The sequence below is a fragment of the Legionella shakespearei DSM 23087 genome, from assembly GCF_000373765.1.
In the GTDB taxonomy this organism is placed as follows: domain Bacteria; phylum Pseudomonadota; class Gammaproteobacteria; order Legionellales; family Legionellaceae; genus Legionella; species Legionella shakespearei.
Map to the genome: position 1 here is coordinate 41,807 of NZ_KB892426.1, position 15,426 is coordinate 57,232.

The following is a 15,426-nucleotide window of genomic DNA, read 5'->3' on the forward strand; positions in this document are numbered from 1 at the left end:
AAGGATCTCCTGAAAGCGGCATGGTGCCAATATTGGGAGATCCTTCGCGCAAAAAGACGCGCTCAGGACGACGTAGATCGGGGACGACGTTAGCCAAAGCATCAAATTTACACACAACGGAGTACATTATGGAAAATAAAATGAAGTTCAAATCAATACTCAAGGTATTGGAAAAAAAAGGAGATTTGGAAGAACTATGTGATAATTTAAAATGGCTTTTAGTCAAAGCATCACAAAAATACTCCGTTGAAACTGTTGGCCATTTTTCATCGCCAGTCACTATGTTTAAATCAAGTTACAGGCATGGCGATGTGGTCATCACCAAATCTCTCCAGGTGCCACACAGAATATCTGATTACCTTAAAATACTCGATGACAGTACTACCGATCCCAAAAAGAGATTAATCACTTTATTCGATGTCTTGAGTAGTGATTCCAAAATGCTCCATACGAACATACGTGATCGCATTTGGGATGACATTCAGAGCACCCTCGACAAACCCATGCCAGAACAATCCGGTATTTTTGCCAGAAGCCTGAATACTCTATTTAGCGCATCGATAAGACTTCCGCATAGTATAGCCGTAGGTATCAAAGATGAATGTGTTGGCAGCCGCGATCATATTGATAAGGAATTACGGATGATTTACGAGATTCTGACAGCGGATACAGCGGATAAATTCATTAAAAAATACGAGCAATGCAATGCCAGATTTCCTGATGTCAAATACTCGTATTCATTATGGGATCCCAGAATAGAAAGGATGCATCGCATATCAGAAATCAGTAAAAGTTTATAGCCTCATCCCGGCTGCAAGCAGCTGTATCTTCTATATATGATCTACGTCGTCCTGAGCGCGTCTTTTTGCGCGAAGGATCTCCAAATATCGGCACCATGCCGCTTTCAGGAGATCCTTCGCGCAAAAAGACGCGCTCAGGACGACGTAGATCGGGGAATGGCAAAGAAAAGATATGTAGTAGAGTCAGCTGGTTGCAGTCGGGATTGGTTCCACAATCGAGCCCCTCATCCCGGCTGCAAGCAGACCGGGTCTGAGCTATTTCACTGCTGCAGTAACTGTAATTTCTGACACTGCGCCACGAGCTTTGGTTGCCGGGTTATACATGGCTTCTGCATAGGCTGGGGGCACGACATATTTTCCGGGATTGATGGCTTTGATTTTGTAGACTATCTCTCTGGCCGTTGAATCAACGCTGCCGAAATAATTTACTCTGTCTTCACGTGCATCAGCAAAATCCATGGAATCTGCTTTTACTGAATCACGGACTACTTCAAATCCGCCTGGTAAGAGATCTTCAATAGCAATATTGGTCAAATAAGCATTATTCAACGCACGAATCTGAATATGCACTTCAATCTCGCTACCTAAAGCGGTTGAGGTAATCGCATTGCCATTAGCATCTCTGTATTCCCTGAAAATTTCCATACCTTCTTTTACTGGGGTAGTGGGTAAGGCTTTATCAAAACCTGCTTGTACCAATTGATAAAAATAATTTTGTTTATCAGGGTTAATCAGGCTGATTTGTTTGACATCACTATCAATATCCAAATGCTGATAATTGGCATTATCCGCAGGAATGGCTTTTTCCTGATTATCGGCTCTGGTTTCTGTCATAGACAAACCAGCTCCTGTTGACTCAACAGCAGGATAAGCAGCTAAAGCAAGACTTGCATAACCTGCCAATACGGTATTGATCTCTTCATTATTAAGAGCGGTGACTAATTGCATTAACAACTTGTCGCCTTTTTGTGGCAACAGATCCGGGAAGTGTTTAGCCAGAATATAGAGATATTGTGCGTCAGCAATGTTGCTGTCATAAAAGTCCATAGCAAAGGGCTTTTTACTTTGTGGCTGATACAGATCAATGAGACGATTGGCATCGGCATCACTTTTCAGCATTTTGTAGGAGGCGGCAATGTATGCTGCAGTAATGTCTTTCTGCCATTCTTTCGAATCATCTTTTTGCAAATAAAGTTGCAGATTCGCCAGGTAGTTGGTAGTTACCATTTCATTCCTGGTGAGGATGTAAATGGCATAAGCCTGGATTCGTGCTGCATCCATATCAGAGACATTTCTACCAGCAAGTTCTTTCAGATAATTTATTCCGTTGAAGAACATATCATTAGGAACATTGAAGCCCTGAGCTCTGGCTTCGGTTAAGAAATGCATGACATACACTGAGGCAAAGTTGTTACCAGAGTTGTCAGCAAGACCTGGCCAGTAACTGAACCCGCCATGTGACATTTGCCTTTGACTTAACAACTGAATGGTGGTGTTGACCTTGTCATTAAGCTGAGCCGTATCTTTGGCAAACCATGACTGGCTGTTCATCGCGATTAATGGCATTACCTTACTGGTTAACTGTTCAGTACAGCCATAAGGGAAATTCTCCATGTAGCGTTGTAAGCCAAATACCAGAATCAACGGGCTGGATGACATAGTAGCGTTAACGTTACGATACTCTGGGAACAGAGTTTGGATGATGTCCAGTGACTTTTTGGCGTCTTTTGATAAACCACTACTGATGTAGGTTGTGAACGGATTAGCAGGGCGCACACTTAAGGTTGCATCCATTGATCCAGTCTTATCTCCAGCAACAGCGGCAAAGGTTACTTTAGCTGAACCCAATAAAGATTTAGCCCGTAATTTATAATGTACGGTTTGCTCACGGCCTTCACTGATTTCCAGTTTCTGCTCAGCCGAGCCAATGATTTCAATCTCTGGCGACACATTAAGGGTGACAGTGACTTCTGTATGATCGCCTGAATCCTTAATGTTATTCGCAACACTGGAACTGACTTCAAACTCATCACCGGGCGCTACGAAAGTAGGCACGTTAGGATTAATAATAAAATCACCACGAACCGCAGTCTTGGTATCATCTGAACCTACATAGTCAGGCGAAACGGCAACTGCCATGACTTTAATTGAACCGTTAAAATAATCAGGCACCTGATAAGTCAATTGACGGCTGGTTGAATCGGTATCAATAATTCCCGACCAGAACACAACCGGCAGGTCAGTCTTACGTTTGAAGGGGTTCAAGCGGCTTGCCAAATCAGCCTCACCATCATCTCCACCCGCGGCAGATAATTCTCTATCCTGAATAAATTTAGGCAGAATCTGATCCACTGTTTGTTGTGTGTACACTTGCAGAGCCTGCTTCTGGAAAAAGAAGGCTAATGGATCAGGAGTTGTGAAGTTTGCCACCTGAAGTATTCCTTCATCTACTGCAAATACAATGATTTTTCCAGGTTTATCGGTACTGTAATCAATAGTTAACTGTTCACCCGGTTTGACTACTTCAGGTGTTTTCAAGCTGATTTTAATATCATGCTTATCATGATTTACCGTAAAGGGCGCTACGCTGTAACTGAGAGGGCTGATAAACAATTCAGGCGATTCCCAGTCGCGGACAAAGGCGACGTTAATGTAGCCATTGCCCTGGAAGTCGGCAGGAACACGAATGGTTTGTACGGAGTTGGTCGTATCGGTTTTAAACCATTGTGAGGCGTAGACTTTATCTCGCTCAATAGTAATCAAGCCAGAGCCAGTGTAAGGTGCTGTGATTTGAATTTCTATGTCTTCATCAGCGAAATATTCTTCCTTATTGAGCTTAATCGACAATTCAGCATTTTTGGCAAGCGGTTGCTGGCTGGCTCCTGCGATGCTGAATTTTAATTGGCTCAATACAGTATTGTTTTTATCGAGTACGCTCAGTGAATAATCGCCGATTTGCTGAGTAGGCAAAGTATAACTGCTGCCTGCTTCTTTAATCTCAAACGCATTGGTATTCACAATGTTGGACTGGATAATCGATTGATACTGATAAGTACCATCTGCTTTTTTAACCAGAGTGGTCACAGGACGTAAGGATACTAACTGTATTTTCAAATCCTGTATTTCTTCTTTGGTTAACTGCGGATTCACGGCAATATAATTTACCTGACGGACACTGCCTTGCTTGATAAAGGACAAATCACCATCAGCCTTGTAGCCGACAAAATAGGGGAGAGGGCTTATCAGTGCTTTTGATTGTGTGGTGACACTGCGGCCACCGTCTGCTTCAAAGCCTTCAGCAAAGAAGGTTAATTGATAGGTAGCCTTCTCAAAACGTTCCAGATTCAGATCAAATTCGGCTTCACCCTTTTCATTGGTTTTGACATCAGTCAGGGTTTCACTAAATACCTTGGGCGGCTTTTTAGGATCAAAAAGCGGATCAGCAAAAACATAATCAGGATATTCATCAAAACTGACATCCTGAGGTGTCAGTAAAATTTTAGCGCTGATTCTTCTGTCCGTAGCTGGGGCACCATATAAATTCCACAATCCAACTTCAGCTTTTAAATCTGCTGGAGAACTCCATCCATCAGAAGGTTTTGGTTCAAGGCTTGAACTGATACGCATTCTGTCCGGTTGAAATTCAGAAACTTTAACACTGGTAGAACCTAACAGGCTTTGTGGATGATTGTCTTTGACTAAAAACAGGTTCACCATATACTGGCCTGTAGGCGAGGTGGCATTAGTTGCAAAATCAAGATCCATATAACCAGTATCATTTAAGGTTATTTTTTCGTCTTTTATGGTTGTACCACGCGCATCAACAACAGTGACTTGCAAAGGCAGCCCAGCGGGCTGAGCCTGAGCATAAGCCTGTTTGACTATCATACCTATATGGACTGTATCACCAGGACGATAAATGCCACGGTCGGAAAACAGGTAGGCACTTAAACTTTGTTGATCCAGATAAGTATATACGCCACCTATGTCAAATTTGGAAAAATTCAATTGGCGGTTGTAGTTACTGTAAGGAATAAAGGAAATATCATTATTCAGGCTGGCCAGATATACAGTGGGTTCTCTGTCTTCAATGAAGTCTTTAAGAGTAGGGAAGTTAACCCGACCTTGTGCATCAGTAGTTCGTGACAAAATAGGTAAACCATTTTTACCCAATACCGTAACGGTTGCACCCACTACAGGTGTACCCTGAGTGATGGAGTTAATGAAGACATCATGAGTGCCGTCATTATTATCTTTGACAATCATTCCCATATCGGTAACCAAAATCAAACGGCTTGCTTTGACGTCCAAGGCATAATTATTGGTTACATCCCAGCCTGTTGCCTGTAATAAAAACAGCCCCTGTGGTGGTGCTTCATTGGCATTTGCAGTCAGATATTTACTTAAATCCAGCGCTGTGTATTGCTGTTTGGTCAGGTCAGATGCATCAAATTGTTGAACCTCAGAAAAAATCTGGCTGATGTTTTGTTGGTTGAATGAGGGATTGATAAAATAAGGGTTGTTAAAATCGCCCTGAGTCTGGGTAACCAACTGGTTGATGTTATTGGGGATCACACGGGCAAATTCAAATTTCACCGCAGGAACACCCCGTAATAGTACGGACAGTTTTTTCTCGCCACTTAGTGCCAGTAACGAACCTTTATGCAGGAAACTTATTTCCTTGGGATATTCTGGTACTGGTATAACAGCAGCATAATCGGTGCTTAAAGTGAAACCGCCAAAACCTTTCATGCCTTTGTCTATTTTAATATAAATATAGCGTGGTGTTGGCGCAGCAATTTTAAAACTGTGTAATGTGGAATAGTTTTGTTCTGTAGGTAAGGCTTCTTTATTTAATGGAGTCGCCAGAGCCAGAATGGATTGGGTGACTTCACCTGGGTTTTGCCATTGGTAATTGGACTTCGCACCCTCAAATGAAGTAGCCGGGTAATCCTGAGGCAACAAATACATATGGACTGATTTGTTAAAATCAGTTTCATTGGTGCCAATGGTGGTTTCTACAGTCAAAATTTGTTCTGGCCTGTCTTTATCATTTCTGATGATAGTAGCATTGGCAGAGGTGACTTTAAGGAAATTCTGGTTATCCGGAATCAATAGATTTTGTGTCAATTCATTTCTGAAATGCGCTGACCCAGTAGATGAAGTGACTTTGTCATCCAAAATCAAACGCAAATAACGTGCTTCGTCCTGAATTTTTATGTTTTCAGAATGCAGGTAGGCTTCACGTTTGTTAGCATCATAAGTATAGGTAAATTTAACGGGCTGACCGCTCTTATCCAGTGTGTTGTTTTTTAAAGTCTGGAACATCAGAGAGGTATTTTTTTCAAGGCTTTCCGCATTGACTGGAAAATTGAATTGAATAGTGGCTACGGCATATCTTTGATCTGCATTGACTGGATCCTGATAAAATTTGAATTCAGAGATAGATGCATTGAAGGCCTGGGTTGAAAATGATGTGTCGTAATGTTCTATATTGGTGTTGGGGGCAAAAAAGTTTTTCGCGAAATTAATTGTGTATTTTTGTCCGGCAGGCCAGTCTTCTGAGGGCAGGAACATTAACTCGCTATCGCTGTTCCAACTCCACTCACCAGGAATAGCGGGAGTCATGGTGATTCCTTCAGTCACTGTTTTACCAATTAAATTGATAGGCGCTACGGATTGGTTGGTGAAACCGTCCTCAGTCTGGATACCAAAATCAATGATCAGATTATTGGGAAATAAGGTCGCTTCATTAGGCGTGATGTCTGGGACTTTAACTGATGCCGTGACATAAACCGGCTTGGGTTGGTTTTTATACCAGTGAACCCCGTAAGCGCTGGCGCCAATTGCAGCCAGTAAAAGTACTGCAGTTCCCCAAAAAGTTTTGGGTGATGTCTGGGATTTTTTATGTAAGTGAGTTAACCAAGGGGGACTGTTCCAGTTTACTTTTCCAAATACTGAAGCAAAGGCAGAACCTATAACATTCAAAATTGAAGAGATTGGATTTTTGTTCATGATTTTAATTTATCCCACTTGGACTGAGTGATTGTCGAAAAGCAATTATCTTGTATTATTTTGAATCTAAACGTGTTACGATTGTTCACGAAAAATGTCTTCGTGTAAACAATACCAAAATTGGGTATAATTTAACCTTTTTGATACGTAATTTCAATGATGAAAAGAATATTTAAGTGTATAAGCATAATCCTTGTTTTGCTGTTTGTCAGCGGATATGTACTACTATTTTTTTCACCCAAACCCCCTTTGTTGGATGGCATCAGTTTTTCTCGTGCGGTGTATGATGATCACCATCAATTACTGCGTTTAACCTTAAGTCAGGATGATAAATATCGCCTCTTTACTCCCTTGTCAGATATCCCCCCACAGCTGATTGAATCTACTTTGTTACAAGAAGATCAATTTTATCGCTGGCATATGGGTGTTAATCCCTATTCTATGGTTAAGGCAGTCTGGCAAACCTATGCCGTCAAATCGCGAAGGGTAGGGGCATCCACTATAACCATGCAGGTGGCGCGCCTTCGTTTTGGCATTCATTCTAAAAAAGTCTCGGGGAAATTGTGGCAAATCATTCGTGCGCTGCAATTGGAAATCCATTACAGCAAAGATGACATTCTGGAAGCTTATTTTAATCTGGCGCCTTATGGCGGAAATATTGAAGGGGTAGGGGCCGCCAGTCTGGTTTATTTTAACAATCCGGTGGAAAAATTAAGTTTACCCCAAGCCATGACCTTAAGTATTATTCCCCAAAATCCAGGCAAGCGAACTCCAGATAATGCTGATTTAAAGAGGATCAGAGATCATCTCTATGCCCGATGGTTAATAAAGCATCCTGAGGATGCCAGGCAAAAGGAAACTTTTGGTCTGCCTTTAGTCATGCAAACCAGCCGTAATTTACCATTCAGCGCGCCACACTTGGTGAATATGGTATTGAATGATCCTTACTTAAAGCAAAACAGTGTGGATACCACACTTGATTCCAGAGTTCAGGTAATTATTAATCGTATTACGCGCAGTTATCTGGCTCGAAAGAAAAATCTGGGTGTTTATAATGCTTCGGTACTTTTGATTGATACCCGGGATATGGGGGTTAAAGGTTTATTAGGTTCTGCGGACTTTTTCAACAAGAACATTAGCGGTCAAATCAATGGTATAGAAATCAAACGTTCCCCTGGATCTACTTTAAAGCCCTTTATCTATGCCCTTGCTCTGGATCAGGGGTTAATTCACCCCAATACCGTATTAAAAGACGTGCCTCACAGTTTCAGCGGTTATAATCCTGAAAACTTTGACTATGATTTTATGGGGCCTGTTAAGGCAAAAGATGCTTTAGTGTTAAGCCGTAATATTCCTGCTGTGACTCTTGCCAGTGAGTTGACTAATCCTACCTTGCATCAACTTCTCGAAAACGCGCAAATCAGTTCTTTGAAACCAGAATCATACTATGGACTGTCTTTAAGTCTGGGTGGTGTTGAATTAACTATGAAAGAATTAGTTGGTTTGTACGCCATGTTAGTGAATGACGGAATGTGGTATCCCATTCGTTTATACAAAGAGGATAACAAGCCGGATGGCAAAAGAGTGTTAAGTCCCGAAGCCAGTTTTCTTGTTTTGAATATGCTGCAAAGTACTCCAGGCCATGATTTGAATTATAAAAGTTCCTCGCAATTACCTGTGGCATGGAAAACGGGTACTTCCTCGGGGTATCGTGATGCCTGGGCGGTTGGTTCTTTTGGTCCTTATGTATTGGCGGTATGGATAGGTAATTTTGATAATAAGGCGAATCCGGCTTTTGTGGGTAAAGACATAGCGGCTCCCTTATTTTTTGAATTGATTGATGCCATCAAACATGAGCGTGGGCCTTTACAGGCTATAGACAAACATCCTGAACATATGAACCTTGCAAAGGTAGAAGTATGCAGAGCTTCAGGAATGCTTCCTACCCGTTATTGCCGCGATACAGAATGGAGTTGGTTTATTCCAGGAAAATCACCGATTAAGACGGATACCATTTTCAGGGAAGTGGCTATTAATAATCGTACTGGCTTGCGTACCTGTCATATTGATGAAAATACCCGCTTTGAAATTTTTGAATTCTGGCCTTCTGATTTATTACGCATTTTTAAAAGGGCGGGTATTCAACGACACACGCCTCCCTTTTTTGAAGCGGATTGCGCTTTATCGGGTAATCAGGGCATTACGCCACAGATTACTTCGCCTCAAACGGGTATCAGCTATGTAGTGCGTGCTGATTCACCGTTGAATAGCAAAATACCTTTGACAGCAGTGACTGATGCGGGGATTGCCCATTTGTATTGGTTCATTAATGAGTCGTTTATCGCCAAAACAAAAGCGGATGAGTCTTTTTTGTGGCAGGCAAAGCCGGGTAAATACGTGATACGAGTTGTGGATGATCATGGATTATCTGATGCACGGGATATTACGGTTCAGCTGGATAGATAAACACTGTAATGAAAACCTTGATTACGTTACGCTGCATCGGATCCACGTCGTCCTGAGCGCGTCTTTTTGCGCGAAGGATCTCCAAATACTGGCAATGTGCCAATTTCAGGAGATCCTTCGCGCAAAAAGACGCGCTCAGGACGACGTGGATCCGTGAGGAAGCGGAATTTTTGTTGAGGCACAGAGCCTGATTTAGCATTGGTGTAGAGCATAAACTAAGATGTGATCAATGCAGCCGGGAATTGTGTCACTGCGTGCGAGCAGACCAGGCTACAGTCTATTAAAACTCCTGCTGACTCGGTGAAAATTTCTTAAAAAATTTATTCAGTTTAAACCGCTTCGCAACGTCCGGCTTATCCAGAAAAATCAGCTTGCTCACATAAATTGTCGCACAGAACTGAACTATGCCCATCACAATAAACAGGGTTTCAAACGAACTGTTGGCAATGATCATCCCACCACAAAGCAGGGCAACACCGGTATAAATACTTGCCAGGCCATTAGCCAGACCCCAGGTCAGTCCTTCATGTGTTTTGTCCTCGCAACGCGCATAAAGAGCATACCATGTGGTTGTAGAAAGGCCTCCGGAAATCCCAAGCCCAATCTGCAGAAGTGCCAATTGCTGCTTATTGCTGACAAAAATATAGCAAAAAGTAAAAATGGTTTGCAGTGCGTATCCTAAAACCAATAACTTTTCTTTATAAATAAAATCAGAAATATAGCCCAGACCAACAACTACTATGCCTACAGAAATCAGATAAAGAGCCCACACCCAGGAAATGTCTAAAGGGGATGATTGGAATTTGGCACAAAAGACACCGAATAAGGGACCTAACATGCCTTCGGAAAGATACCAAAGGTTATTAGCGAATAGTAAGGTACGCTCTTTTTTATTAAACATTTCCCTGTCTGTGAATTAGTCTGAACACTATAAACATACAAGGTTCAGAAGCATTTTAATATAGTAAATTGAAATTAATTTCTCTTATTGTTTTACATAACTTTTTATCGTTATCTTAAAATGTTACTCTAACCCTCAGATCAATCAGGAACCCAGTTTATGCCCTTATCGCAAGCAAGCCGTATTTTATCTCTCGACGTATTTCGCGGATTAACTATTGTATTCATGATTTTGGTAAACAGTCAGGGGAATGATTCGGCTTATCCTGTTCTGGAACATGCTGCCTGGAATGGGTGTACTCTGGCGGATATTGTCTTCCCATCCTTTTTATTTATTGTGGGTGTAACCACAGTTATCAGCTTAAGAAAGCAAATAGGGCAAAGCACCCATGAAGTGATTTATCGCTCTATAATGGAACGAAGTTTTATCATGTTTGCTCTAGGCTTGTTTTTAAATGTCTTCCCTAACCATTTTGATTTTTATCATTTGCGAATTTATGGAATATTACAACGCATAGCCCTGTGTTATTTAGCCTGTAGTTTTATTTATCTTAAGACCACTATTAAAACCCAGTTATTCATTTTTTTGAGTATCTTATTCGGCTACTGGCTGGTGATGACGCAGATACCAGTGCCTGGTTATGGGGCCAATCAATTGGATAGTGAGGGAAGTTGGGTTTCCTTCTTTGATCAAATGATTTTTTCCGCTGATCATTTGCTGGAAAAAACCTATGATCCTGAAGGTTTCTTCACTACCATTCCATCTATAGCAACCACATTGTCAGGTGTGCTGACTGGCAGTTTGCTCCTGAGTTCCCTGAGCAAGAACAAGAAATGTATTTTGATGTTGGGTATGGGGGGCCTGTTTCTTCTTTTAGGCGGTTTATGGGATAGTACTTTTCCTATTAACAAAAACCTGTGGACCAGTTCTTTTGTGTTATGGACCAGCGGTTATGCACTTATCACTTTTGCTCTGTGCTTTTTAATTATTGATATATGGAATGTAACAAAGTGGGCTTTGCCATTGAAGATTTTCGGCATGAATGCCTTATTTGCTTTTGTCTTGCATGTGCTTTTATTAAAACTGCAATTTATTTTTTATTATCCCTTGAGTACTGGCAAGACGGGTAATTTAAAGGCAACTATTACTGATTACTTCTTCAGCAGTTTTTCTGAACCTAATGCCGCCTTGTTTTATTCTCTGGCGTTTTTGCTTTTGAATTTTATAGTGGTGACGTTTTTGTATCGCCGTAAAATATTCATACGGATCTAGTGGGAACATCCCGGCTGCAAGCAGACCGGGCTACGCATCTTTGCCATTCCCCGATCTACATCGTCCAAAATCATATTGTAATAATCCTCATGATCATGCATCATTGCTTCTAATTTGTCCAAATGTAACCGTGCTAATCAAATCAGGATGTATGTATGTCACAGTCAATTACTAAAACTATTAAGTTTATTTATTCATATGAATCTAAAACGGTGGAGCTGCTGTCTGAATTTGATCTTACTACTGAAGATTTTTGTAAGCATTTAAATGATATTTTAAATCATCCTCGGTTTCATAGCATAGATCCAGATCGCCTTTTGCCGGCATTAAACTTTTACAGGCAAATAAATCCGGACGATGGCTTTCGCCTTTTGACTCATTTAACTAAGCCAGAGTGTTTTCAAGCGGTTTATTGTTATCTAGCTGATGAGTTATCCAGAAATACAGGGTCTGGAGTCTACAAAGAAATTGCTCATGCTTTAGTGAACCATCCATCCTTTACCAACTATTTTATGAATTGCATAGTGCAAAAAGTAAAAACGAAATTCGATTATTTTGAGAGCGTCGATGGAAAGGATAGAAAGGATAAAATATTCTACCTTGCTAATTTGACCTCTTTATCTATAGAGCGTTTACTTGCCGATGAGAGGTACAAAAGTTTATCACTCGTCATGAAAATTAAACTGTTTGATGTTTATCACTCTCCCTTTATCGCAGACAGCTCACAGATGCTTGAGTTAATACTGGAAAAAGTGCAAGACGGTGATCTGGATGAGCTATGTAAAGAGTTATTGAAGACATTTCCGAATAGCCGTAGATTATCCAAATCGTTTAATCAAATATTGAATGCGCCACGAATAGCAACTCAAATTAATAACTACTTTCTGAAAGGTCTTTTGGATGCCAGATTTAGTTTTCGCTGGCACATATATCTGAGGTCTACCTTTCAGTTAGATTATGACTATCTCGCCCGTTATTTAAACCGAACCAAAGTTCGACCTCAACAATTACATGACTTTGAAGAAGTTTATAAACAATCTAAAGAGCATGTAAGTCTGGATTGTATCAAAACACTTTTACTTGAAAACAGAAATCAAATCTGTGGAGTTTTGCCAGAAAAAAAGGAATTAATACCTTTTGAGCAATTAATGCATTCTCTTATTTCTGCTTTAAAACGTTGCCCTGTTCAAAACCCGAGTTCTTTTTGTTCGAAATTACCGGGTAATAGTATGGAAGAGAAGCTTTGTGGTTATCTGGATTACTTGCTGACCGGACCTGAGAGTTATTGTGATAACTTAAGATGGCTTATGATAGCGGACAAGAATATTTACTTTGCGGTTCTGGGTATTTATGGCTGGCACTTTTATGAACCAGAGAAATACAAACTATCTCCAATGACTGTGACTTGTGTGTATGATTTATTGGTTGAATGTAAAAACATGAGTCTTTTAGAGCGGCTGAAAATTATTAAACTACTCTCTGAACAGCCAAAACCGGAGGAAGTAAACAAAGAGGTGACGGCACATGATACCGCAACATCCTCCCCATCCAGCCCATCTTTTTTTCATTCTTGATTATAAGAAATGCTAAATCAGGCGCTGTGCCGCAACAAAACTTCCGCTTCCTGACGGTCGCGGCTCGGTTTCCGGTGCACGATGAAGTCAATACGAACACACGAAAACCGAGCCGCGACCGTCAGGAAGCGGAACAGTTATACTGGCAGGGACAGTGTTTCTGCTCTGAACCCATGGATCCCTCGGACAAGCCGAGGGACGGCGGAAATCCTTTACGAGCCAACCCGATCTGCGTCGTCCTGAGCGCGTCTTTTTGCGCGAAGGATCTCCAAATACTGGCAATGTGCCAATTTCAGGAGATCCTTCGCGCAAAAAGACGCGCTCAGGACGACGTGGATCGGGTAAGAGCAAAGATGTGTAGAACAGACAGCAGCTTGCCGCTGGGATCGAAGTACGCACAACCCGGCTGCAAGCAGACCGGGCTGCAAATCTTTCTATTTGTTACAGAGATAAATTCAATCCTTCTTTCTTTTCATTTGAATTATCAATTGCCCTGTTATTATCAAACAAGCCATACCTTCTCTTTTTTAATGGCAATTCGTTCTGCGGGCGATCCGTTATCAATCCTGTCGGTACCGCGTTTTCCGCAGCGGCCTGAGCAGCAGTTTCATTATTAGCAACCGTACCGAACTTTCTCTTTTTAAATGGCAATTGCAGGTCTGAAGGAGGAGAAATAAGTTGTGCCGGTACAGGGGTTGCCCCAACGAGTTGAGCAACAATAAATTCGGTGCTTTTCAGTGAAGAACTGTAACCTGGTTTTAAGCGCCATTCGGGTTTGGAACCAAGATACGTCTTAAGATCAGCAGGTATATCGAATTTTCCTGATTTACCCACGTAAACTGCCATATAGCCGCCTGCCGCCAATGCATTCCTGGACTGTTCTGCCAGTTTATAAAGAAATCCATCCCTCCATTGAGAATAAGTCGGATATCGTTGATGTGACTGTCCTTGGCCTGAATATCTCTCCGTAGTGAAATAGGGTGGGGAGGTTAACATCAGGTCTTGTCTGAGATTATTGGGTTTCAATTGATCAGGGGTTAAATCCTCCATTGGTGCATTATAAACAACAGCTCTGAAATCATGTGGTTTATAGCGCTCAATAATAGCTTGATAACCAGGATGCAGTAATGGATTCGGATCTGTTGCCGTGTAGGATTCAAGGTGAACTGAATCCTGCATGCTGTCTGTTGCAGCGGTAGCTAATGCGCCTACCAACCTGTCTCCCCAGCCTGCGCACAGATCCAATACTCTTCTGATTTGAGCGTTGCTATTCTCTCCGCCTTCCGCTTGTGCGCGCTTTTGTATTTCCATTATCATGTGCGGGACGGTCAATGGCGTAAACTGTGAAACCCCTTCATGACTAAATAATTGTTTGCGGAAATAATCTACTGACAACTCCAGAGTAGGTGATTTGCGTTTACGGTAATTTGTGATGTTAATTCTCAGTTCACTGGCTATCCTGCTGTGTATTGATATATCTGACCATTTCTCTACGATGGTCTTACGATTATCTCGCGCTGTATTGGCACGTAACTGGTGCATTTCATTGTCAGATACTATCTGCCCTTGCCCCATTCCGCCAAGGTTAACCATTTTAGTATTTTCTGCTCTGATTTCAGGGTTATTGCTTAGTTCATTGATTTTAGACATTAAAGCAAAAAAATCACGTTCGCACTCTGCGTCTGTATAAGTTGCATAGGGAAAGGGAATATTGTCATATTTGATCTGTTGATATATCCGTAAACCTATGAGTTTACAGATAAGAAATTCGGCACCATTCTTTTCTCGTTGATTGGGGAATAATTGTGAAACACGAGCAAGAATATCCTCTAAGTCATTATGTGAAACCATTTTGCCATCAGTAAGAAATGCATATCTGTCATTAATGAGAATATCCCGTATCAAATCTTGAAAACCCTGATTATCTCTTAGATCTTCAATTGTAAAGCAGAGGTTATCGTGCACATCACCGAGTTTGGAAAACTTGCCAGTCACAGCCATTGTTCTACCAGGTGTGTATTCACTGATGACCTTATGTTCCGGATCAAAGAGCATCATTTCATCCGCGCTTAAAAAAGCCAGTAGATCGAATAAATGATCGAGTTTACCTGTGGATTTGAGATTATATTGCATAATGATTCCTCAATGATTTCTGTTGGCAATTGTATCATTATGGTAAATATTTTGTCAATTGATTGTTAATGAATCAGTATAATGCGAGGCTGATTGTAGCCCGGTTGCTCGCAACCGGGATAGGAGCTTGTAGTGAGAGTGGTACCGTGCAATCTCCTATTCTTCTACATCCCCCGATCTACGTCGTCCTGAGCGCGTCTTTTTGCGCGAAGGATCTCCAAATACTGGCACCATGCCGCTTTCAGGAGATCCTTCGCGCAAAAAG

7 protein-coding genes are annotated in these 15,426 nt (G+C 41.5%); 4 read left to right on the forward strand and 3 right to left on the reverse strand.

The genetic code is table 11. The features are described from left to right. Positions 1 to 128: 128 nt before the first annotated feature. Positions 129 to 800 (forward strand): hypothetical protein, encoded by a 672-nt coding sequence (locus B094_RS0112505; protein ID WP_018578152.1) that lies wholly within the window; start codon positions 129 to 131, stop codon positions 798 to 800. Between the two features lie 255 nt (positions 801 to 1,055). On the opposite strand, the gene B094_RS0112510 is transcribed toward B094_RS0112505, so the two are convergent. After that, on the reverse strand, positions 1,056 to 6,815 hold the full coding sequence (locus B094_RS0112510) for an alpha-2-macroglobulin (RefSeq protein WP_018578153.1): 5,760 nt from the start codon (positions 6,813 to 6,815) through the stop codon (positions 1,056 to 1,058). Between the two features lie 159 nt (positions 6,816 to 6,974). On the opposite strand from B094_RS0112510, the gene pbpC reads away from it, so the two are divergent. Further along, positions 6,975 to 9,281, forward strand: coding sequence for a penicillin-binding protein 1C (gene pbpC, locus B094_RS0112515; protein ID WP_026254019.1), 2,307 nt, complete (start codon positions 6,975 to 6,977; stop codon positions 9,279 to 9,281). Positions 9,282 to 9,561: 280 nt separating this feature from the next. Here pbpC and B094_RS0112520 read toward each other — a convergent pair whose 3' ends face one another. Next, complete coding sequence (locus tag B094_RS0112520) at positions 9,562 to 10,182, reverse strand: MFS transporter (RefSeq protein WP_018578155.1); 621 nt, start codon at positions 10,180 to 10,182, stop codon at positions 9,562 to 9,564. Between the two features lie 159 nt (positions 10,183 to 10,341). On the opposite strand from B094_RS0112520, the gene B094_RS0112525 reads away from it, so the two are divergent. After that, positions 10,342 to 11,454, forward strand: coding sequence for an acyltransferase family protein (locus B094_RS0112525; RefSeq protein ID WP_018578156.1), 1,113 nt, complete (start codon positions 10,342 to 10,344; stop codon positions 11,452 to 11,454). A gap of 155 nt (positions 11,455 to 11,609) precedes the next feature. Next, positions 11,610 to 13,028 (forward strand): hypothetical protein, encoded by a 1,419-nt coding sequence (locus B094_RS0112530; RefSeq protein WP_018578157.1) that lies wholly within the window; start codon positions 11,610 to 11,612, stop codon positions 13,026 to 13,028. A gap of 441 nt (positions 13,029 to 13,469) precedes the next feature. On the opposite strand, the gene B094_RS17365 is transcribed toward B094_RS0112530, so the two are convergent. Beyond that, complete coding sequence (locus B094_RS17365) at positions 13,470 to 15,161, reverse strand: SAM-dependent methyltransferase (RefSeq protein ID WP_018578158.1); 1,692 nt, start codon at positions 15,159 to 15,161, stop codon at positions 13,470 to 13,472. Positions 15,162 to 15,426 lie beyond the last annotated feature (265 nt).